Genomic DNA, 20,123 nt, shown 5'->3' on the forward strand with positions numbered 1-20,123 from the left:
GTGTCGGGATGGACTGCTGCCGCCAGTGTGAGGCCAGCACCCCCGGTCTCGCCAGGGCCTCTTTGCCCCGGTGCCCGCGTCAGTGCTTGGCGGGCAGGAATCCGAGGCGGTCGTACGCCTGCGCGAGGGTCTCGGCGGCGACGGCGCGGGCCTTCTCCGCGCCCTTGGCCAGGATGGAGTCCAGCGTTTCCGGGTCGTCCAGGTATTCCTGGGTACGCTGCTTGAAGGGTGTGACGAAATCGACCATCACGCCGGCCAGGTCGGTCTTCAGCGCGCCGTAGCCCTTGCCCTCGTAGCGGGCCTCCAGGGCGGGGATCGTCTCGCCGGTGAGGGTCGAGTAGATCGTGAGCAGGTTGCTGACGCCGGGCTTCTTCTCCGTGTCGAAACGGATCTCGGCCTCGGTGTCGGTGACCGCGCTCTTGATCTTCTTCTCGGTGACCTTGGGCTCGTCGAGGAGGTTGATCAGGCCCTTGGGCGAGGACGCGGACTTCGACATCTTGATCGCCGGGTCCTGGAGGTCGTAGATCTTCGCGACCTCCTTGACGATGTGCGCGGCGGGGAGGGTGAAGGTCTGGCCGAAGCGCTGGTTGAAGCGCTCGGCGAGGTCGCGGGTCAGCTCGATGTGCTGGCGCTGGTCCTCGCCGACCGGGACGGCGTCCGCCTGGTAGAGCAGGATGTCGGCGACCTGGAGGATCGGGTACGTGAACAGCCCGACGGTGGCGTTGTTGGCGCCCTGCTTGGCGGACTTGTCCTTGAACTGGGTCATCCGGCTGGCCTCGCCGAAGCCGGTGATGCAGTTCATGACCCAGCCGAGCTGCGCGTGCTCGGGCACGTGGCTCTGGATGAAGAGCGTGCAGCGCTCGGGGTCCAGGCCGGCGGCGAGGAGCTGCGCGGCGGAGAGGCGGGTGTTCGCGCGGAGGTCCTTCGGATCCTGCGGCATGGTGATCGCGTGCAGGTCGACCACCATGTAGAACGCGTCGTGCGTCTCCTGGAGGGCGACGTACTGGCGGATGGCTCCGAGGTAGTTCCCGAGGTGGAACGAGCCGGAGGTGGGCTGGATGCCGGAGAGCGCGCGAGGACGATCAGAAGCCATGGCTTCATTCTCTCAGGTGCGGGGGCGGGCTCGGGCCCGCCGCCGGCCGGATCCTTCCGCGTCGCGGCGGGCGGCCCCGCGCCGGGCCGCCGTACCGCCCGGTAGAGGCCCGTCCGGATCCCGCCCCGGCCAAGCGGCCGCTTTCCGCTCGGAGCGTGCCGCGCGGCTCCCGGGCGCGGCCTTGCGGCGCCGCTGGGCGGGGCTCGGCGGGCGCTGCCCCCACGCAGGGCGCGGCCGTGCCTCCGACACGGACCCGGCGCCTTCGGCCCGGGTGCGCCCTCGAACGCCGGGCGGGCTGGATGTGGCCGCTGCCGCCTGTTCAGCGCCGCTGGATGGACCGCAGGGCACCACACAGTCCGGCCTCGCCGAGCGACATCCAGCCCCGCCGCCGCAGGGTCAGGACAGCGGGAGGCCCGGGGCCGGGTGGGCGGCCATCAGGGTCGCGACCTCGGACCGGATCGTCCCGAGCGCGGCCTCGTCCCCCTTCGCGGCGGCGTCGACCGCCCGCGCGATCCACTCCGCGACCTGGGGCATGTGGCCGGTCCCGAGGCCGCGCGACGTCAGCGACGGCGTGCCGATCCGGATCCCCGACGGGTCGAACGGCTTGCGCGGATCGAACGGCACCGTGTTGTAGTTCACCACGATGCCCGCCCGGTCCAGGGCCTTGGCCGCCACCTTGCCCGGCACGTCCCGCGAGGTGAGGTCCATCAGGATCAGGTGGTTGTCCGTACCGCCCGACACCAGGTCGAAGCCCCGCGCCAGCAGGGCCTCCGCCAGGGCCTTGGCGTTCGCCACGACCGCGTGCGCGTACGAGACGAAGGCCGGCTGCGCCGCCTCGTGCAGCGCGACCGCGATACCGGCCGTCGTCTGGTTGTGCGGCCCGCCCTGGAGCCCGGGGAACACGGCCTTGTCGATGGCCTTCGCGTGCTCCTCCCGGCACATCAGCATCGCGCCCCGCGGCCCGCGCAGCGTCTTGTGCGTGGTCGTCGAGATCACGTCCGCGTGATCCGCCGGGGACGGGTGCGCCCCGCCCGCGATCAGACCCGCGATGTGGGCCACGTCCGCGACGAGGACGGAGCCGGCCTCCTCGGCGATCGACGCGAAGGCGGCGAAGTCGATCGTGCGGGGCAGCGCCGTACCGCCACAGAAAATGATCTTCGGGCGCTCGGCGAGAGCCAGGTCGCGCACCGCGTCGTAGTCGATCAGCCCGGTGCCGGGCTGGACCCCGTACTGCACGCCCCGGAACCACGAACCCGTCGCCGAGACGCCCCAGCCGTGCGTCAGGTGCCCGCCCATCGGCAGCGCCATGCCCATCACCGTGTCGCCCGGCTTCGCGAAGGCCAGGTAGACGGCCAGGTTCGCGGGCGAGCCGGAGTACGGCTGGACATTGGCGTGGTCCACCCCGAACAGGCCCTTCGCCCGCTCGACGGCCAGTGCCTCGACCCGGTCGATGTTCTGCTGACCCTCGTAGTAGCGGCGGCCCGGGTAGCCCTCGCTGTACTTGTTCTGCAGCACCGTGCCCGAGGCCTCGAGGACGGCGGCGGACACGTAGTTCTCACTGGGGATCAGACGCAGGGTCTCGGCCTGCAGGGTTTCCTCCGCCGCGACGAACGACGCCAGCTCGGGGTCGGTCGCGAAAAGGGCGGGATGGCGGCTCGCGGACATGGCGGGCTCCTCCGGGGTCGATGTGATCGGTACCCCGCGAGGCCCAGGCGAGCGGCCCTGTGTGCGGTCGAGCGCGCACGACTCCCCCGGAGTTCGTTCTCCGTACGCCAGTCGCCGTGCGTACCGACCACCTTAGCGGGCGCGCCGCGGGAAAGGTTTCTCCGTGCCGTCCGCGAGCGAGGATGGAGGGTGACGCCACCCTCGTCACAGGCCTGACGGACGATCGGAGACCCCGTGTCGACAACTGCTGATGCCATCCGTTCCGCCGACGCGCACAGCGCGCACACCTATCACCCGCTGCCCGTCGTCGTCGCGTCCGCGGACGGCGCGTGGATGACCGACGTGGAGGGCCGCCGGTACCTGGACATGCTCGCCGGCTACTCGGCGCTCAACTTCGGGCACGGCAACCGCCGCCTGCTCGACGCCGCCCACGCGCAGCTGGACCGCGTCACGCTCACCTCGCGCGCCTTCTTCCACGACCGCTTCGCCGACTTCTGCGCCGAACTCGCCGCGCTGTGCGGCAAGGAGATGGTGCTGCCCATGAACACGGGCGCGGAGGCCGTGGAGACGGCGGTGAAGACCGCCCGCAAGTGGGGGTACGAGGTCAAGGGAGTCCCGGACGGCCACGCCAAGATCGTGGTCGCGGCGAACAACTTCCACGGCCGGACGACGACGATCGTCTCCTTCTCCACGGACCACGAGGCCCGCGACCACTACGGCCCCTACACCCCCGGCTTCGAGATCGTCCCGTACGGCGACCTGACCGCGATGGAGTCGGCGGTCACCGCGCACACCGTCGCCGTCCTGCTGGAGCCGATCCAGGGCGAGGCGGGGGTGCTGGTGCCGCCCGCCGGGTACCTGAGCGGCGTACGGGAGCTCACGCGCGAACGGAACGTCCTGTTCATGGCGGACGAGATCCAGTCGGGGCTGGGCCGCACCGGCCGGACCTTCGCGTGCGAGCACGAGGGCGTCGTCCCCGACGTGTACGTCCTCGGCAAGGCGCTCGGCGGCGGGGTGGTGCCCGTCTCGGCCGTGGTCGCCGACCGGGACGTGCTCGGGGTGTTCCGGCCGGGCGAGCACGGGTCCACCTTCGGCGGGAACCCGCTGGCCTGCGCCGTCGCCCTGGAGGTCATCGCGATGCTGAAGACCGGCGAGTACCAGCAGCGCGCCGCCGAGCTCGGCGACCACCTGCACCGGGAGCTGAACCTGCTGGTCGGCGGTGGCGCGGTGACCGCCGTACGGGGCCGGGGGCTGTGGGCGGGCGTGGACCTCGACCCGTCCCGCGGGACCGGACGGGAGATCTCCGAGAAGCTGATGGAACGGGGCGTACTGGTGAAGGACACCCACGGATCGACGATCCGGATCGCCCCGCCGCTGGTGATCGGCAAGGAGGACCTGGACTGGGGCCTGGAGCAGCTCCGGTCCGTCCTCGCCTGACCATCCGGCCGGGTACTGCTGCTCCCTACAGGATCACGTGGGGCAGGAAGCGGGCGTACTCGTCCGTGACCGGCCCCGCCGATTCGCGGATGCCGAGCCCCGCCGCCTCGTCCTCGACGACCCACGCGCCGAGCACCACCCGGTTGCCGTCGAAGTCGGGCAGCGGGGCCAGGCCCTGGAAGCAGTACTTCTCGTCGTCCCGCGCCACGAAGGGCTCGCCGCCGGGTTCGTGGAGGGTGACCCCGGCGCCCTCGCGGCCGAGCAGCGGCTTGGCGGCGTAACCGCCCTCCTCGGCCAGCTCGCGCGGGCCGTCGAGGTAGGCGGGCAGCAGGTTCGGGTGCTCCGGGAAGAGCTCCCACAGGATCGCGAGCAGCGCCTTGTTGGACAGCAGCATCTTCCACAGCGGCTCGATCCAGCAGGTGGTGCCGGAGCCGCCGCCGTGGTCGTAGGTGCCGAGGACCTGCGGGCCGAACTGGTCCGTGGCCAGCCACTCCCACGGGTAGAGCTTGAAGCAGCTGCGGATGAAGCGGAGCTTCTCGTCCACGAAGCGGCCGGAGAGGCTGTCCCAGCCGATCTGCTCGACGGACAGGGCCTGGGTGTCCAGGCCCGCCTGCTCGGCGGTCTCCTGCAGGTAGGCGACCGTCATCAGGTCCTCGCCGAGCTCGTCGGTCTCGGAGTGCGCGAAGTGCAGGGGGCCGGGCGGCAGCAGTTCGGCCTGCCGGCGCCAGGCGTCGACGAGGCGCTCGTGGAGGGAGTTCCACTGGTCGGCGCCGGGGAAGCGCTCCTCCATCCAGAACCACTGCGGACTGGCCGCCTCCACCAGGGAGGTCGGGGTGTCGGCGTTGTACTCCAGCATCTTGGCCGGGCTGCCGCTGCCGTCGTAGCGCAGGTCGAAACGGCCGTAGAGGGAGGGCTGTTCGGCGCGGCGGCGCCAGGATTCGGCGATCAGCGAGGCCAGTCGGGGGTCGGTGATGCCGAGGTCCGCGAACCGGTCGTGCTCGACGATGTGCGCGGCCGCGGCCAGGCACATGGCGTGCAGTTCCTCGACCACGTTCTCCAGCGCCTCCACCTCGGGGAGCGTGAAGGCGTAGTACGCGCTCTCGTCCCAGTAGGGACGCAGGGAGTCGTCGGGGTACCGGGTGAGGGGGTAGATCAGCCCCTGTTCCTCGACGGTCTTCTGCCAGTCGGGGCGGGGCTCGATGGTGTGCCGCTGCATGGGTTCCGGTTTCCTCAGCCGCCGCTGGAGCCGGAGCTGGAGTGGCCCCCGATGCCGCCGCGGGTGACCGCGGACTTGTCGAAGCTGCCGCCGGTGACCTTGCCGTTGTGGACGGTGCCGCCGTAGTAGTACGCGCCGCTGCCGCCGCTCTTGCACTCCTTGTTGTTCAGGTGTTCCAGCGTGGAGCGCGACGCGCAGCGCTTGTCCGGCTCGTTGCTGCTGCCGCAGGCCACGAGCGTGGCCGCGAGCAGGCCCATGCCGCCGAGTGCGACGGCGCCGGAGCGCATACGGCGCTTGTTGGTGCTGCTGGTGTCCATACCTGCTGCTCCCCCTAGGTCCTGGCGTGCTGCCGACAGACTAGAGCGGGGCCCCGGGCCGATGGAATCCGGCCGTCCTCAGATCCGTGACCTAGAGTCAGTTCGTGCTCATTGGGATGATTTGCGCACTGGGTGCGGCGGCCTGCTTCGGTACGGCGTCCGTTCTGCAGGCGGTCGCGGCGCGGGCGGCGGAGCCGGGGACGGGATCCGGAGTGGACCCGGCGCTGTTCCTGCGGGCGCTCCGGCAGTGGCGGTATCTCGCCGGTCTGGGCCTGGACGCGATGGGCTTCGTGCTCCAGATCATCGCGCTGCGCCACGTCCCCCTCTACACGGTCGGGGCCGCGCTGGCCGCGAGCCTGGCGGTGACGGCGGTGGTCGCGGCCCGGCTGCTGAGCGTCCGGCTGTCGCGTACGGAGTGGGGCGCGGTGGCGGTGGTGTGCGCGGGGCTGCTGATGCTGGGGCTGGCCTCCGGCGAGGAGGGCTCGGGGGCGGGCTCGCTCGCCCTGAAACTGGGGCTGCTGGGAGTGGCGGGGCTGGTGCTGCTGGTCGGCGCGGCGGCCGGCCGGCTCCCCGACGGGCCGCGGGCGCTGGTGCTCGGCTTGGCCTCGGGCACCGGCTTCGGCGTCGTCGAGGTCGCCGTCCGCCTCATCGACTCCGTTCCGGACCTGGGCAACCCCGCCCTGTACGCCCTCCTCCTGGGTGGCGGCGCGGCCTTCCTCCTGCTCACCTCGGCCCTGCAGCGCGGCTCGGTGACGGCGGCGACGGCCGGCCTGGTCCTGGGCGAAACGGTCGGCCCGGCGGTCGCCGGCGTGGCCTGGCTCGGCGACCGCACCCGCGAGGGCCTGACCTGGCTGGCCGTCCTCGGCTTCGCGGTGGCCCTCGCCGGCTCCCTGGCCCTGTCCCGCTTCGGGGAACCGGCCCCTACGACGTGACCCGGCCCCGGCTGCGCCGCTCCTGGGGCTCCGCACCCGGCGGCGGACCTCACGGCAGCGCCGCCGACAGGGCCGCCAGAGTGGGGGTCCAGGCGCTGTCCGGCGGGGTGCCGTAGCCGACGACCAGGGCGTCGCGCGGGGCGGCGGTCGCCTCCGGGTGGCGGAACCAGCCCAGGCCCTGCACGGCCAGGTCCTGCCAGGCGGCCGACTGGAGGACCGAGCGTTCCGTCCCCGCCGGGAGGTCCAGCACCGCGTGGAGGCCCGCCGCGATCCCCGATACGCCGACCCGGTCGCCGACGGCCGCCACGAGTTCGTCCCGGCGGCGCCGGTAGCGCAGGCGCATGCCGCGCACGTGGCGGTCGTACGCCCCCGAGGTGATGAACTCCGCCAGGGTGAGCTGGTCCAGCGCGCTGGAGGTCCAGTCGCTCACGCCCTTGGCCGCCAGGACCTCGTCCAGCAGCCCCGGCGGGACCACCATCCAGCCCATCCGCAGCCCCGGCGCCAGGGACTTGCTCGCCGTGCCGAGGTAGACGACCCGGTCCGGGTCCAGCCCTTGGAGGGCGCCCACCGGCTGGCGGTCGTAGCGGAACTCCCCGTCGTAGTCGTCTTCCAGGATCAGCCCGCCGGTGGTGCGGGCCCAGTCGACCGCCGCCGCCCGGCGGGCCGGTGTCAGGGCGGCCCCGGTCGGGAACTGGTGCGCCGGGGTCAGCAGGACGGCGCCCACCCCGGCGGTCAGCTCCCCCGTGCGGGCCCCGTCCCCGTCCACCCCCAGCGGCCGGGTCCGCAGGCCCGCCCCCGTGAGCAGGTTCCGGTGGACGTCCAGGCCGTACCCCTCCACCGCCATCTCCCGTACCCGCCGCGCCCGCAGCACGCGGGCCAGCACAGTCAGCCCGTGCGCGAAGCCGGCGCACAGCACGATCCGCTCCGGGTCCGCGTACACCCCGCGCGCCCGCGCCAGGTACCCGGTCAGCGCCTCCCGCAGCTCGGGCCGGCCGCGCCCGTCGGGCCCGTACCCGAAGGCCTCGTTCGGCGCGTCGGTCAGCGCCCGCCGGGCCGCCGAGAGCCAGGCCGCCCGCGGGAAGCCGCTCAGGTCCGGGGAGCCGGGCAGCAGGCTGTAGGCGAGCCCGCGGCGCGCGGGGCGGCGGCCGCCGGGTGCGCGGACGGCCGCCGCCGCCCGGCGCGGCCTCGCCCGCTCCGCGACCCGGGTGCCCGAGCCCTGACGGGCCGTCAACCAGCCCTCGGCGACGAGTTCGGCGTAGGCCTCCGCGACCGTGTTCCGCGCGATCCCCAGGTCCACGGCGAGCGAACGGGAGGACGGCAGCCGGGTCCCGGCCGCCAGCCGGCCGCTGCGCGCCGCCTCGCGCAGCGCCTCGGTGAGACCGGCCCGCAGTCCGCGCCCGTCGGAGAGGTCGAGATGCAGGTCGGCGCCGAAAGTGGCCCAGGATTCCGTCATGGATATGGACCATAGCGGCGGGCCGCCCGTCTCCTACGGTGGATCACATGACGAACACGCAGAACGCGACCGAGCACACCCCCCGCATGCACATGGCGAAGCTCGCCCCCGAGGTCTACAAGGCCGTCCTGGGCCTGGAGATCGCCGCCAAGAAGGGCCTGGACCCGGCCCTCGTCGAACTCGTCAAGATCAGGGCCTCGCAGCTCAACCACTGCGCGTTCTGCCTGGACATGCACACCAAGGACGCCATCGCGGCCGGTGAGAGCGTCGAGCGGATCGTGCAGCTGGGCGCCTGGGAGGAGTCGCGGCACTTCTACACGGAGAAGGAGCTCGCCGCGATCGAACTCACCGAGGCGGTGACGGTCCTGACCGACGGATTCGTACCGGACGAGGTGTACGAGAAGGCCGCGAAGCACTTCGAGGAGCGCGAGCTGGCCCAGCTGATCGCCGTGATCGCGACGATCAACGTCTGGAACCGGATCGGCGTCACGACGCGCATGGTGCCGGGGCACTACACGCCGGGGATGTACCACAGCTGATCCGGCCGGATGGCGGTGCAGCGGTGCCCGGCGCCCGTCGCTCCCGCGGCTCCCGCGGCTCCCGCTCAGTCCGTCCGGAAGGATCCGACCGCCGTCGCGAGCTGCTTGCGGACGAGGGGGACGTCGGTCTTGGGGCCGTAGACCAGGAGTACCCAGCGGGTGTCGTCGGAGGCGACGAGGAGCCGGACGACGGCGTGGGCGGCCTCGTACTCGTAGACCTGCTCGCAGCCGTCACCGTCGACGGGCTCCCTGGAGATCTCCCGGTAGCCGGGGTTCTTGCTCAGTTCCACCGTGGACTCGCGCAGGATCTGGCAGGCGGTCATCGTGTCGTCGGTGGCCCGGAAGACCTGGAGCCCCGCGCTCCGGTCGCCTCCGGCGGGGCGGTAGACGGCCCCGTATCCGGTCTCACCGGGACTGGCCTCCCAGCCCGGGGGGATGCGGACCGAGAAACCGGCCACCGTGTCCCGCACCTGCGTGTACTCGGCCCGCGCGGGCCCGGAGTCCGGGCCCTTGTGGTCCAGGTACAGCCACCCGGCCACGGCGGCGGCGCCCAGCACGGCCACGCCGGCCGCCGTCACCGCCACCAGCAGCATCCGCCGGCGCCGCTCGGGGGCCGGCTCCGGCGGGTACGCGTACGGGGAGCCCACCGGGGCATCAGCCGCCCCTTGCGCCTCAGCCGGGGCCTGCGCCGGGGACGCGGCCGGAGCCTGCGCAGGGGGCACAGCCGGGGCCTGCGCAGGGGGCACGGCCGGGGCCTGCGCCTCCCGTTCCCACCGCTGCGACCGCGGGTTCCAGCGGACCCCGCCCTCCCCCTCGGCCACCGTCAGCCGCCCAGCGTCGTCAGCAGGGCCGCCAGGGCGGTGGCCGCGCTCACGGAGTCCACCAGCGGGGCCCATCTCTCCAGCGCCCCGCGCAGCCGGGCCGGCAGGCCCGGACGCACCTCGCCGCCCGCCTCCAACACCCCGGCCACCTCGTCCAGTTCTCCGTCCAGCGCCGCCCGGTCGGGGCTGCGGGGCAGGCGTACGAGGGCCGCGCGCAGCTCCCGTACGGCCTCCAGGAGTTCCTCGGCGCCCGGCTGCGGCCCGTCCCCCGTACCGCCACCGTGGTGGACGGTGCTGTTGGTGTTGTGGGAGCCGCCGATGCTGAAGCTGCTGCCGTGGATGTCGCCTATCCGTACCGCGGACTGTTCCGAGCCACCGCCACCACCGCCACCGCCGCCGCTACCACCGCTCGCTGCCACCGCTTCTCCCCTTCTCCTTGCCCGCACCCGCACCCGTGCCCCGGCCCGGCTCCGGACCCTGGTGGCTGACGGCGCTGTTGTGGCTCACGCCGCCGATGCCGAAGGCGCTGTTGTGCACCGATTGGATGAACACCGCGCCCTCCGCGACGTTGACGGCCCGCTCCGCGAACTCCTTGGTGTGCCAGCCCGCCTCGTGCAGGGCCTCGGCCACCCCGCCGACGATCCGCTCCTGGACGGTCTTCAGGTACCGGTCCAGGTCCATCAGCTGGAACAGCGAGGCGTCGGTCTGCGAGGCGAGTTCGCGTACGGAGACGGCCGGTCCCGCCGGGATCGCCACGCCGTGCCCCGCCGTGGCCGTCCGCCACGGGATGCGGGCCGCGCGCACCAGGGCCGGCACCGCCGGGCCGAGCGCGCCCGCACCGTTGACGACCGCCCAGACCACCTTCGCGAAGACGGAGTTGCGCCGCTGCCGCTGGACGGTGTCGTCGGCCCGCTGGAAGTCCGGCCGGACGGGCAGCAGAACGTGCGGCGCCACCTCCAGCATCAGCATGCCGCCCTGCGTGTGCACGCGGATGAAGACGGTGACGACGAGGTTCTCGTCCCAGCCGCCGATCCGCACGCGCAGGAAGTGCCGGCGGCGCTCGCCGCCCTCCTCGACGGCGGCGGCGCGGTGCTCGGCGAACGCCTCGTCCGACAGGTCCAGGGAGTCGACGTCGGGCGGCCCGTCGGCCGGCAGGAACACGCACTCGTCGATGACCAGTTCGCGCAGACGGTCCAGTACGGAGGCCTCCGCCTCCCGCGAGCCGTGCGGCGACGGAACGCGCAGGGCTTCCAGCCGTGGCCGGATCCGGTCCACGATCTGGGCGTTGTCCAGCGCCTGTGCCTGCGCCTCGCCGCCATCGCGCGGCCGCAGTTCGACGGACAGCTGCCACGGCAGGTGTGCCTGGCCGGCGCCGCAGAACGGATTGGCCACGTCGTACAGGACCAGGGGCGCGTGCTGGATCCGCTGGATCCGTGCGCGGGCCCGCCCGAAGCGCCGGCCCGTCACCACCAGGTCTCCCGCCCCGGCGGCGTAGCCCTCACGGTCCAGCGACAGGTGCAGGACGCGGGCGAGATGCCCGCGCTGGAGCCCGGCGACGGTCGTGAGCAGGAGGAAGACGAGTACGGCGACCCACGAGTACGCCTCCCCGTGGAACCGCCCCATCAGCGGCCACTCCACGAAGATGCCGAGCGGGTTCCGTACGACCGTCTCGCCGAGGTACGGCAGGAACCAGCCGGATTCCGAGAAGCGCATCGGACTCACGAGGTCGTCGGCGAAACCGGCGACCACCCCCCACAGGACGTTGCCGAGCATCCAGACGGCGTACCCGCGCAGGAGGTACTCGACGATCCGGGGGCCGCGGCCGGTCCGGTCGCGGCGCCGCTTGATCGCCCCGGCGCCGCTGAGCAGGAGCGCCGGGACGATCAGGAAGACGATGAAGGTCTGGAGCAGCAGCAGCCCGAGGGCCCAGACCGCGACGACCGCCACCGCCCAGGCGATCTCGATGCGCCGGGCGCGCAGGGCGTGGGCCAGGACGCGGGCCGCGTCGAATCCGTAGGAGGGCGCGGTGAAGCGCTCCTCGTGGACGTACAGCTCGTCGATCACCCGGTCGCGGAACGCGGGGTCGAGATAGACACCGGCGCAGAGGAGCCGTCCGGCCTCCGTCTGCGACGGGTGGACGGGCGCTCTGCCGTCCTCCGCAGTGGTACCACTCACCGAGTCCCCCCTCAGGTGTGGGGGGAAACCGTACGGGGTCCCGCGGAGCCCGCACAGGGCGGATCACGCCAAAAACGTGCGCCGCGGGCGCGCTGCGCGGACATGCCGAAAGGCCCCGGCGCGCTGGGCGCCGGGGCCTTTCAGAGCTGTGGAGCCGCGATCAGATGAGGCCGAGCCCGCGGACCGCGTCGCGCTCCTCGACGAGCTCCGCGACGGAGGCGTCGATGCGGGCGCGGGAGAACTCGTTGATGTCCAGGCCCTGGACGATCTCGTACTTGCCGTCCTTGGTGGTGACGGGGAAGGAGGAGATGATGCCCTCCGGGACGCCGTAGGAGCCGTCCGACGGGATGCCCATGGAGGTCCAGTCGCCCTCGGCGGTGCCGTTGACCCAGGTGTGGACGTGGTCGATGGCGGCGTTGGCGGCCGAGGCGGCCGAGGACGCGCCACGGGCCTCGATGATGGCCGCACCGCGCTTGGCGACGGTCGGGATGAAGGTCTCGGCGAGCCACAGCTCGTCGTTGACGACCTCGGCGGCGTTCTTGCCGGCGATCTCCGCGTGGAAGATGTCCGGGTACTGGGTCGCCGAGTGGTTGCCCCAGATGGTGAGGCGCTTGATGTCGGAGACGGCGGCGCCGGTCTTGGCGGCCAGCTGCGAGATCGCGCGGTTGTGGTCCAGGCGGGTCATCGCGGTGAAGCGCTCGGCCGGTACGTCCGGGGCGGCGGCCTGCGCGATGAGCGCGTTGGTGTTGGCCGGGTTGCCCACGACGAGGACCTTGATGTCGTCCGCGGCGTGGTCGTTGATGGCCTTGCCCTGCGGCTTGAAGATGCCGCCGTTGGCGGAGAGCAGGTCGCCGCGCTCCATGCCCTTGGTACGGGGGCGGGCGCCGACGAGCAGCGCGACGTTGGCACCCTCGAAGCCCTGGTTCGGGTCGTCGAAGATGTCGATGCCCTTGAGCAGCGGGAAGGCGCAGTCGTCGAGCTCCATGGCGGTGCCCTCGGCGGCCTTCATGCCCTGGGGGATCTCCAGGAGGCGGAGCTTGACCGGCACGTCCGCGCCGAGCAGGTGGCCGGAGGCGATGCGGAAGAGCAGCGCGTAGCCGATCTGGCCGGCGGCGCCGGTGACGGTGACATTCACGGGAGTGCGGGTCATGGCCTTCTCCGTTAGACAGCTGGCGGTGGGGCGTCCCCGCCCCATGTGCGGACGCCGCTTCGCTGTGAATCTTGACGTGAAGAGACAGTCCGGCGTCAGGCTATCCGACCTTGGCGCGGCCCAATCCCCCGGTGTGTGTGGTGCGGGGCACACGGGCCGCGCGTGCGCAGGCCGGGAGGGCCTTCCCCTCCGCGTCCGGGCGCGCCGGCACCGCCGGACGGGCGAACGTACGGCGTCGCCCGCGTGCGGCGGCTCAGCGGACGGTGAAGCGGACCGCCGTTTCCAGGAACGGGAGGTTCAGCAGCGGCTTGGGCTCCATCACCAGCGCGAGCAGCGTGATCGCCACGCCCAGCAGCCCGTACGTGACCATGTCCGTGAAGCGGGAGCGCACCGCGAGCATCCCCACCGAGGGGAGCACGCGCCGCAGCACCGAGGCCGTGATCAGGGCCACGCCGATCACCAGGCAGCCGATCCGCGGATGTCCCATCGCCGTGGCCAGCAGCCCGGCCGCGGTCGCGGTGAGCACGCTGAGCATCGGCCACTGGCGGGCGGGCGTGGACACGGCCCCGGGCACGGCCCGGCCGCTGCCCTCGGGGCGGGCGGTGTCGCGGGTGACGGACGGGAAGCGCCGGGACCGTGCGGCGTCGGCGGACGCCGCGCGCTCGTCGTCCCGCTCAGCCCGCACTGGTGCTCCGTTCCGCGGCCTCGACGACGTTGACGAGGAGCTGGGCCCGGGTCATCGGGCCGACGCCGCCCGGGTTCGGGGAGATCCAGGCCGCCACGTTGGCGACGCCGGGATGCACGTCGCCGACGATCTTCCCGTTCTCGTCGCGGCTGACGCCCACGTCGAGCACGGCCGCGCCCGGCTTCACGTCCTCCGGCTTCACCAGGTGCGGGACGCCGGCCGCGGCGACGACGATGTCCGCCTGGCGCAGCATCCCGGAGAGGTCGCGGGTGCCGGTGTGGCAGAGCGTCACGGTGGCGTTCTCGGACTTGCGGGTGAGCAGGAGGCCGATCGAGCGGCCGACGGTGATGCCCCGGCCGAGGACGACGACGTGCGCGCCGTTGATCCCGACGCCGTGGTGGCGCAGGAGTTCGACGATCCCGTACGGGGTGCAGGGCAGCGGGCCGGGCTCGTTCAGGACCAGCCGGCCGAGCGACATGGGGTGCAGGCCGTCGGCGTCCTTCAGCGGGTCCATCAGCTCCAGGACCCGGTTGGTGTCGATGCCCTTGGGCAGCGGGAGTTGGACGATGTAGCCCGTGCACTCCGGATTGGCGTTGAGTTCCCGTACGACCGCCTCGATGTCCTCCTGGGAGGCCGTCTCGGGAAGTTCGCGCTGGATGGAGGCGATGCCGACCTCGGCGCAGTCCTTGTGCTTGCCGTTGACGTACCAGCGGCTGCCCGGGTCGTCACCGACCAGCAGGGTGCCGAGGCCGGGCGTGACGCCCCGGGCCTTCAGGGCCGCCACACGGACGGTCAGTTCGGACTTGATCGCGGCGGCGGTGGCCTTGCCATCGAGAATCTGGGCGGTCATGTGGCCATCCTCCCGGATGGAGTGCCCCCGGTTCCAGTCAAGGCGCTCGCGTGCTCGCACGGTTCACGGGGTTCACGGCGGTTCACGGCGGTTCACGGCCGGTTCTCCGCGTTTCTCGGGGTTCACCGGGTTCGCTGGGTTCGCTGGGTTCATTGCACTTGCACAACAAGTCACCGGCCCCGGAGCGCCCGGCTGGACAAGTCCGGTCCGGTCGGACGACGATGACCGGAAAAGAGTGCCGCGGGCAGTGCCGGGGGGCGGACCGTAGAACACAGCTTTCCTCCGCGCGTGCCGTGCGTCCCCGCACTTCCACGGAGGAACACCCCAAGATGAGCTTCGGCGACCCGAACAACCCGTACGGCCAGCAGCCCCCGGCCCCGCAGGGCCAGCCCGGCTACGGCTACCCGCAGCAGGCGCCCCAGGGCGTTCCGCCGCAGGGCGGCTACGCCTACCCGCAGCAGGCCCCCCAGGCCTACCCCGGTGCCCCCGGCGGCTACCCGGGCATGCCCATGGAGATGCCGGGCCTGCTGAAGACCTCGCGCGTGCTGCTCTTCATCATCGGCGGCCTGCAGATCCTCTTCGGCATCATCGCCGCCGTCGGTGGCGCCGCCCTGTCGAGCACCGACTCCAGCAGCGCCGCCGGTGACGTCGTCGGCGGTGTGCTCATCCTCGTGGCCGTCATCGTCGTCGTGTTCGGCGTGCTGGCCATCGTCCTCGGCGCCAAGTTCGCCAAGGGCGGCAACGGCGTGCGCATCACGACGATCGTCTTCGCCTCGCTGTCCATCCTGGGCAGCCTCGGCAACTTCGCCAACGCCTCCGCCAACGGCGGCTCCGCCATCTACGGCGGCATCGTCGGCCTGGCCATCAGCGGCATCATCCTCGCCTCGGTGGTCAGCAGCTCCGGCGCCGCCTGGTTCAAGCGCCCGCGCTACTGATCGCCCCCGCGTACGGCGAAGGCCGCGACCCGCGCAGTGTGTGCTGCGGGTCGCGGCCTTCGCCGTTCCGTACGCCGTTCCGGTGGGGCCGGATCAGTGGAAGAAGTGCCGGGTCCCGGTGAAGTACATCGTCACGCCGGCCTTCTTCGCGGCCTCGACGACCTGCTCGTCACGGACCGAACCGCCCGGCTGGACCACGGCCTTGATACCGGCGGCCGTGAGGATCTCCAGCCCGTCCGGGAAGGGGAAGAAGGCGTCGGAGGCGGCGTACGAGCCCTGCGCGCGCTCGGCGCCCGCCCGTTCGACGGCGAGCTTCGCCGAGTCGACGCGGTTGACCTGGCCCATGCCGACGCCGACGGACGCGCCGTCCTTGGCGAGCAGGATGGCGTTGGACTTGACGGCCCGGCAGGCCTTCCACGCGAACGCGAGCTCGGCGAGCTCGTCGGCGGACAGCGCGTCGCCGGTGGCGAGGGTCCAGTGGGCCGGGTCGTCGCCCTCGGCCTGGAAGACGTCCGACTGCTGGAGCAGTGCACCGCCGGAGACCGGCTTGAGGTCGCCCGGCTGGTGCGGCGTGCCGTCCACCTTGAGCACCCGGATGTTCTTCTTCTTGGCGAGGATCTCGACGGCGCCGTCCTCGTAGCCGGGGGCCGCGATGACCTCGGTGAAGATTTCGGCCACCTGCTCGGCGAGCTCGACGGTCACCGGGCGGTTGACGGCGATGACACCGCCGAAGGCCGACAGCGGGTCACAGGCGTGCGCCTTGCGGTGGGCCGCGGCGACGTCCGTGCCCACGGCGATGCCGCACGGGTTGGCGTGCTTGATGATCGCGACGCAGGGCTCTTCGTGGTCGTAGGCGGCCCGGCGGGCGGCCTCGGTGTCCACGTAGTTGTTGAAGGACATCTCCTTGCCGTGCAGCTGCTCGGCGTTGGCCAGCCCGCCGGGCTGACCGTCCGTGTAGAGCGCGGCGGCCTGGTGCGGGTTCTCGCCGTAGCGGAGGGTCGACTTGCGCTCCCAGGCGCCGGCCAGGAACTCGGGCAGCACCGCCTCCGGCTCCGGGGCGTACGCGTTCGTGAACCAGGAAGCCACGGCCACGTCGTAGGCGGCGGTGTGCTGGAAGGCCTCGGCCGCCAGCCGCTTGCGCGCGGTGAGGTCGAAGCCGCCGCCCTGGGCGGCCGCGATCACGTCGGCGTAGCGGGCGGGGCTGGTGACGACGGCGACCGACGGGTGGTTCTTGGCGGCGGCGCGGACCATCGACGGGCCGCCGATGTCGATCTGCTCCACGCACTCGTCCGGGGTGGCACCCGACTGGACGGTGGCCAGGAAGGGGTAGAGGTTGACGATCACCAGGTCGAAGGGCTCCACGCCCAGCTCGGCGAGCTGGTTGCGGTGGTCCTCCAGGCGCAGGTCGGCGAGGATGCCGGCGTGTACGCGCGGGTGCAGCGTCTTGACGCGGCCGTCGAGGCACTCGGGGAAGCCGGTGAGCTCCTCGACCTTGGTGACGGGCACCCCGGCCGCGGCGATCTTCGAGGCCGTGGAGCCGGTGGAGACGAGCGCGACACCCGCCTCGTGCAGCCCGCGGGCCAGCTCTTCCAGTCCCGTCTTGTCGTAGACGCTGACGAGCGCACGCCGGATCGGCCGCTGGGTCGTGGTCGGTTCGTTGCTGTCTGCGCTGTCTGCGGTCTCTACGCGCTCTACGGCGGTCACTGGATTGTTACCTTTCGTCCCTCAATGCGGTAGCCGTGCCGGGCCAGGCGCCCCACGACGTCGACGAGCAGCTCGCGCTCGACTTCCTTGATGCGCTCATGGAGAGCGGCTTCGTCGTCCTCTTCCCGGATCTCGACGACACCCTGGGCGATGATCGGACCGGTGTCCACGCCGGAGTCCACGAAGTGGACCGTGCAGCCGGTGACCTTCGCTCCGTAGGCGAGCGCGTCCCGTACGCCGTGGGCGCCCGGGAAGGCGGGGAGGAGGGCGGGGTGGGTGTTGATGAACCGGCCGCCGAAGCGGTCGATGAACTCCTTGCCCACGATCTTCATGAACCCGGCGGACACGACGAGGTCCGGGGCGTGGGCGGCGGTCGCCTCGGTGAGGGCGGCGTCCCACTCCGCACGGCTGCCGTACGCCTTGACCGGGCACACGAAGGTGGGGATCCCGGCCTTCTCGGCCCGCTCCAGACCGGCGATGTTCTCGCGGTCGGCCCCCACGGCGACGACTTCGGCGCCGAAGCCCTCGGGTCCGCCGGGGTGGGCGTCGATGGCGTCGAGCAGGGCCTGGAGGTTGGTGCCGGAACCGGAGACCAGCACGACCAGGCGGGAGGCGGCCATGGGAGGCCCTTTCTCACGGGAATGCGGTGTTCGTCTTTGTGTGGTCATACGAAACTTCGGGGTACCGATATACGGGGAACCATACGAAGTCACCGACCGCCTGCAACGATACCGGCACACGGGACGGCCCCCGAGGGACGGGGTGACGGGCGGGCGGTAGCGTCTGGCCTACAAGCCGCACAGGCCTCACCCACCTGGCCTCCGCCGCGACGTCGCCCTGACGTCCATGACACAGGGGAAGAAACACACCCGATGCCGGACCGCCGCCAGCCCGACTCCCCCACCGACGACAATCCCTTCGCGGCTCCCCCGGAAGGCCGGCCCGATCAGCCGTGGCAGCCGCGCGGCGGTGGCAACGGCGCGGACGGCGACGGCGGCGGCCGGCAGGAACCCGAGGGCGGCGGCCGGGGCGGGCCGGCGCGCTGGGACCCGACCGACCCGATCCAGCGCCGCGCCCGCTACGCGCTGCTGGCCGGCATGTGGGGCTTCTTCTTCGGGATCTTCGGGATCCCGTCGGTGGGACTGCTGCTGGGCGCGCTCGCCCTGTACTGGGGCATCAGCGCCCTGCGGGGCAAGCCGGCGGTGGAATCCGCCGAGGGCGGCCCGAGCTCCCCGGGCGGCCTGGCGGCCCTGGGCGAGGCGGCCCGCCCCCAGCGCACGGCGGCGGTGAGCGGCCTGGTCACGGCGTCACTGGCGATCCTGCTGGCGATGAGCTCGTACGCCGTGCAGCTGGCGTACAAGGACTTCTACGTCTGCCGCGACGACGCCCTGACGCACACGGCGGAACTCCGGTGCAACACGCTCCTGCCGGACAACGTCCTGGGCGACATCCTGAAGGTCCGCCGCTGACGATCGCTCTGCGCCCCCGCTTCCCGCTTCTCGCAGCCCCCGCCGGGGCCGGCTCCCGCTCCGCCCCGGCCCTCGTCGGCGCGTACCGAGCGGGGGCGGGGGCGGCGCGGAGCGGTCAAGAGGCCGCGCGGGCCAGGGACCTCAGACGACCGAAGTCCATCACCTCGTAGTACCGGTTCGACCGGGTGCCCGGTGCCAGCGCGGTCAGGATCCCTTCGGCACGGAGGGAGGCGATCGCCTTCTCGACCGTGGTCCGGCCAAGTCCCAGCGCATCGGCGATGTCGACCTGGCTGGGGCCGGTGAGCGTGAGCGCCTCCGCGGGCACCGCGTGGTGCCCGGTCCGGGTCCACCTGAAGCGTTCGACTCCCTTCCGGGACCTGCCGGATCCGACGACCAGGTAATCCAGGAGCCGTGCCACCCGGATCACCGGGTCGGCCTTCGAGGCCGCGTAGACCGACTCGACGATCCCGGAACGTTCGTTGGTCAACTGCGCGAGGAGCAGGGCCAGCACGGGCTCCTTCTCGATGAGGGACGCGAACGTGCGGGCGGTGAGGCTCAGACAAGCCCCGGTGGCCAGGAAGGTGATGTGGGGCCCCACCCCCCGGGAACCCGACTCGTCGGTCGCCCCCTTCCTGAGCATCACCCGGCTGATGTCGCCGAGGATCGCGCCCCTGCGCCAGAGACGAGTGGTGCCGTGGGGTGTCGTTTCCTTGATGACGCCGCTGCCCATGATGTGGATCCACTCCTGGCCGTACGCGAGGACGTCTCCTCGCTGACGGGCCTCGACGCGCCCCGCGGTCATCAGGGAATCGACCGAGTAGGAGGGGAGGCCCAGCAACCGCAGGTACGAGGCCACGGAGTCGTGGGACCAGGAGCGGATCTTGGTCCCGGGGTTGTAGAACTCGACGATGTCGGTCATCGCGCACCACCTCCGAAACCGGTGCCGGCCTGCGGTACGCCCTGGTGGGGCCCGGCGGGGGCGACGTACTGGGCCGGCACCGGGGAGGGCGACTCGACGAGGATCTTGACGACCGGCACGAGGGCGGCCACGAGGACGGCCAGCGCCCCGATGACGACCGCGATGCGGCCGGCGGTTTTGTTGAGGTGGCGGATGGCGAAGCAAGCCGCCCCCACCACGATCGCGACGATGAGGACAGCCGCGAGGATTCCTTCGGACACGACGGTTACCTTCGAGGTATGGCGGCCGAGCCGTACCGACCCCGACAGGGAGAGCACAGCTCGACCGCAGCTTGGAATAGCCCCTACTGGACGTGCGTGACCGGTGAGCTCGAACCCTGGCGAGGGGTCGAACCGGCTAGCACGCAGAATACGCCACACGGGTGACCCAACCCCAAATTGCGTCTACCCGGAGGGAATTCATCCGCAACGGTGGCCAGAGAAAGCGAGGTTCGGAATTCAACGAAGCTTTCCCCAAAGGTCGTTGGTCCGATCCAAGCAGCCCTCAGACAAACGCAAAGACGGCCCCACCCTGAAGGGTGCGGCCGCCTGGTGCCTGCTTCATGAGCAGAGAGGCCACACCGGGGGAGCCACCCCCGAGGAGACCTCGGACGCTGAGCGGGACTATTCCAAAGCCGTGTCAGCTGAAGACAGTGCACACCGTTAACTTGCGACAGAACCCTCTCTGAGAGGGAAAGTGTGCCTTGCATGCGCTGAAATCCCTA

20 protein-coding genes and 1 riboswitch are annotated in these 20,123 nt (G+C 72.1%); of the genes, 5 read left to right on the top strand and 15 right to left on the bottom strand.

Features of this window, described 5'->3' with window-relative positions:
- Positions 1-79: 79 nt before the first annotated feature.
- Positions 80-1,093, bottom strand: coding sequence for a tryptophan--tRNA ligase (gene trpS, locus ACZ6I1_RS18000; RefSeq protein WP_469288194.1), 1,014 nt, complete (start codon positions 1,091-1,093; stop codon positions 80-82).
- 396 nt (positions 1,094-1,489) lie between these two features.
- Positions 1,490-2,758, bottom strand: a complete 1,269-nt coding sequence (locus ACZ6I1_RS18005) for a serine hydroxymethyltransferase (protein ID WP_469288195.1) — start codon at positions 2,756-2,758, stop codon at positions 1,490-1,492.
- A 34-nt stretch (positions 2,759-2,792) separates the two neighbouring features.
- Positions 2,793-2,883: riboswitch (ZMP/ZTP riboswitch) on the bottom strand.
- 109 nt (positions 2,884-2,992) lie between these two features.
- Between ACZ6I1_RS18005 and rocD the strand changes: the two genes are divergently transcribed.
- Positions 2,993-4,195 carry an ornithine--oxo-acid transaminase gene (rocD, locus tag ACZ6I1_RS18010; protein WP_469288197.1) on the top strand — a complete coding sequence of 401 codons (1,203 nt, stop codon included), beginning with the start codon at positions 2,993-2,995 and terminating at the stop codon, positions 4,193-4,195.
- Positions 4,196-4,220: 25 nt separating this feature from the next.
- Here rocD and ACZ6I1_RS18015 read toward each other — a convergent pair whose 3' ends face one another.
- Positions 4,221-5,411, bottom strand: a complete 1,191-nt coding sequence (locus ACZ6I1_RS18015; protein WP_469288199.1) for a glutathionylspermidine synthase family protein — start codon at positions 5,409-5,411, stop codon at positions 4,221-4,223.
- Positions 5,412-5,425: 14 nt separating this feature from the next.
- Positions 5,426-5,728 (bottom strand): hypothetical protein, encoded by a 303-nt coding sequence (locus ACZ6I1_RS18020; protein WP_469288201.1) that lies wholly within the window; start codon positions 5,726-5,728, stop codon positions 5,426-5,428.
- A gap of 116 nt (positions 5,729-5,844) precedes the next feature.
- On the opposite strand from ACZ6I1_RS18020, the gene ACZ6I1_RS18025 reads away from it, so the two are divergent.
- The gene (locus tag ACZ6I1_RS18025) at positions 5,845-6,660 is read left to right on the top strand and encodes a DMT family protein (RefSeq protein ID WP_469288313.1); all 816 of its coding nucleotides are present in this window, start codon (positions 5,845-5,847) and stop codon (positions 6,658-6,660) included.
- Positions 6,661-6,709: 49 nt separating this feature from the next.
- Here ACZ6I1_RS18025 and pdxR read toward each other — a convergent pair whose 3' ends face one another.
- Entirely contained in the window at positions 6,710-8,113 is a 1,404-nt protein-coding gene (pdxR, locus tag ACZ6I1_RS18030) for a MocR-like pyridoxine biosynthesis transcription factor PdxR (protein ID WP_469288203.1), read from the bottom strand.
- 47 nt (positions 8,114-8,160) lie between these two features.
- Between pdxR and ACZ6I1_RS18035 the strand changes: the two genes are divergently transcribed.
- On the top strand, positions 8,161-8,652 hold the full coding sequence (locus ACZ6I1_RS18035; RefSeq protein ID WP_469288205.1) for a carboxymuconolactone decarboxylase family protein: 492 nt from the start codon (positions 8,161-8,163) through the stop codon (positions 8,650-8,652).
- A 65-nt stretch (positions 8,653-8,717) separates the two neighbouring features.
- Here ACZ6I1_RS18035 and ACZ6I1_RS18040 read toward each other — a convergent pair whose 3' ends face one another.
- The 6 genes from ACZ6I1_RS18040 to ACZ6I1_RS18065 form a co-directional block, all read right to left on the bottom strand.
- Positions 8,718-9,299 carry a hypothetical protein gene (locus ACZ6I1_RS18040; protein WP_469288207.1) on the bottom strand — a complete coding sequence of 194 codons (582 nt, stop codon included), beginning with the start codon at positions 9,297-9,299 and terminating at the stop codon, positions 8,718-8,720.
- A gap of 176 nt (positions 9,300-9,475) precedes the next feature.
- Positions 9,476-9,892 (bottom strand): hypothetical protein, encoded by a 417-nt coding sequence (locus ACZ6I1_RS18045; protein WP_469288209.1) that lies wholly within the window; start codon positions 9,890-9,892, stop codon positions 9,476-9,478.
- Positions 9,873-11,648, bottom strand: a complete 1,776-nt coding sequence (locus ACZ6I1_RS18050; RefSeq protein WP_469288211.1) for a hypothetical protein — start codon at positions 11,646-11,648, stop codon at positions 9,873-9,875. The genes ACZ6I1_RS18045 and ACZ6I1_RS18050 overlap by 20 nt, the downstream gene beginning before the upstream one ends.
- A 160-nt stretch (positions 11,649-11,808) precedes the next feature.
- Positions 11,809-12,798: a malate dehydrogenase gene (locus tag ACZ6I1_RS18055; protein WP_469288213.1), complete on the bottom strand. Its 990-nt coding sequence runs from the start codon at positions 12,796-12,798 to the stop codon at positions 11,809-11,811.
- A gap of 253 nt (positions 12,799-13,051) precedes the next feature.
- On the bottom strand, positions 13,052-13,483 hold the full coding sequence (locus ACZ6I1_RS18060) for a DUF3017 domain-containing protein (RefSeq protein WP_469288215.1): 432 nt from the start codon (positions 13,481-13,483) through the stop codon (positions 13,052-13,054).
- Positions 13,473-14,333, bottom strand: coding sequence for a bifunctional methylenetetrahydrofolate dehydrogenase/methenyltetrahydrofolate cyclohydrolase (locus ACZ6I1_RS18065; RefSeq protein WP_469288217.1), 861 nt, complete (start codon positions 14,331-14,333; stop codon positions 13,473-13,475). The genes ACZ6I1_RS18060 and ACZ6I1_RS18065 overlap by 11 nt, the downstream gene beginning before the upstream one ends.
- Positions 14,334-14,662: 329 nt before the next feature.
- On the opposite strand from ACZ6I1_RS18065, the gene ACZ6I1_RS18070 reads away from it, so the two are divergent.
- Positions 14,663-15,268, top strand: a complete 606-nt coding sequence (locus ACZ6I1_RS18070; protein WP_469288219.1) for a hypothetical protein — start codon at positions 14,663-14,665, stop codon at positions 15,266-15,268.
- A 93-nt stretch (positions 15,269-15,361) separates the two neighbouring features.
- Here the strand turns inward: ACZ6I1_RS18070 and purH are convergent, their stop codons facing one another.
- Positions 15,362-16,972: a bifunctional phosphoribosylaminoimidazolecarboxamide formyltransferase/IMP cyclohydrolase gene (gene purH / locus ACZ6I1_RS18075; RefSeq protein ID WP_469288220.1), complete on the bottom strand. Its 1,611-nt coding sequence runs from the start codon at positions 16,970-16,972 to the stop codon at positions 15,362-15,364.
- Positions 16,969-17,592: a phosphoribosylglycinamide formyltransferase gene (purN, locus tag ACZ6I1_RS18080; RefSeq protein ID WP_469288222.1), complete on the bottom strand. Its 624-nt coding sequence runs from the start codon at positions 17,590-17,592 to the stop codon at positions 16,969-16,971. Before purN ends, purH begins: the two co-directional genes overlap by 4 nt.
- 252 nt (positions 17,593-17,844) lie before the next feature.
- Here purN and ACZ6I1_RS18085 point away from each other — a divergent pair, with 252 nt between their 5' ends.
- Entirely contained in the window at positions 17,845-18,441 is a 597-nt protein-coding gene (locus tag ACZ6I1_RS18085; RefSeq protein WP_469288224.1) for a hypothetical protein, read from the top strand.
- Positions 18,442-18,556: 115 nt separating this feature from the next.
- Here ACZ6I1_RS18085 and ACZ6I1_RS18090 read toward each other — a convergent pair whose 3' ends face one another.
- Both ACZ6I1_RS18090 and ACZ6I1_RS18095 read right to left on the bottom strand, forming a co-directional pair.
- Positions 18,557-19,360: a cyclic nucleotide-binding domain-containing protein gene (locus ACZ6I1_RS18090; RefSeq protein WP_469288226.1), complete on the bottom strand. Its 804-nt coding sequence runs from the start codon at positions 19,358-19,360 to the stop codon at positions 18,557-18,559.
- Entirely contained in the window at positions 19,357-19,620 is a 264-nt protein-coding gene (locus ACZ6I1_RS18095) for a hypothetical protein (RefSeq protein WP_469288228.1), read from the bottom strand. The genes ACZ6I1_RS18090 and ACZ6I1_RS18095 overlap by 4 nt, the downstream gene beginning before the upstream one ends.
- Positions 19,621-20,123: the final 503 nt, after the last annotated feature.

Source organism: Streptomyces sp. NPDC046303, from assembly GCF_055588085.1.

What these genes read in the sequence shown, in the direction of transcription:
- ACZ6I1_RS18065 (WP_469288217.1), bottom strand. Translation starts at nt 14,333, where the DNA reads ATGACCGCCCAGATTCTCGATGGCAAGGCCACCGCCGCCGCGATCAAG.
- ACZ6I1_RS18015 (WP_469288199.1), bottom strand. Translation starts at nt 5,411, where the DNA reads ATGCAGCGGCACACCATCGAGCCCCGCCCCGACTGGCAGAAGACCGTC.
- ACZ6I1_RS18055 (WP_469288213.1), bottom strand. Translation starts at nt 12,798, where the DNA reads ATGACCCGCACTCCCGTGAATGTCACCGTCACCGGCGCCGCCGGCCAG.
- ACZ6I1_RS18090 (WP_469288226.1), bottom strand. Translation starts at nt 19,360, where the DNA reads ATGACCGACATCGTCGAGTTCTACAACCCCGGGACCAAGATCCGCTCC.
- pdxR (WP_469288203.1), bottom strand. Translation starts at nt 8,113, where the DNA reads ATGACGGAATCCTGGGCCACTTTCGGCGCCGACCTGCATCTCGACCTC.
- ACZ6I1_RS18020 (WP_469288201.1), bottom strand. Translation starts at nt 5,728, where the DNA reads ATGGACACCAGCAGCACCAACAAGCGCCGTATGCGCTCCGGCGCCGTC.
- ACZ6I1_RS18070 (WP_469288219.1), top strand. Translation starts at nt 14,663, where the DNA reads ATGAGCTTCGGCGACCCGAACAACCCGTACGGCCAGCAGCCCCCGGCC.
- ACZ6I1_RS18005 (WP_469288195.1), bottom strand. Translation starts at nt 2,758, where the DNA reads ATGTCCGCGAGCCGCCATCCCGCCCTTTTCGCGACCGACCCCGAGCTG.
- trpS (WP_469288194.1), bottom strand. Translation starts at nt 1,093, where the DNA reads ATGGCTTCTGATCGTCCTCGCGCGCTCTCCGGCATCCAGCCCACCTCC.
- purN (WP_469288222.1), bottom strand. Translation starts at nt 17,592, where the DNA reads ATGGCCGCCTCCCGCCTGGTCGTGCTGGTCTCCGGTTCCGGCACCAAC.
- ACZ6I1_RS18025 (WP_469288313.1), top strand. Translation starts at nt 5,845, where the DNA reads ATGATTTGCGCACTGGGTGCGGCGGCCTGCTTCGGTACGGCGTCCGTT.
- ACZ6I1_RS18085 (WP_469288224.1), top strand. Translation starts at nt 17,845, where the DNA reads ATGCCGGACCGCCGCCAGCCCGACTCCCCCACCGACGACAATCCCTTC.
- ACZ6I1_RS18035 (WP_469288205.1), top strand. Translation starts at nt 8,161, where the DNA reads ATGACGAACACGCAGAACGCGACCGAGCACACCCCCCGCATGCACATG.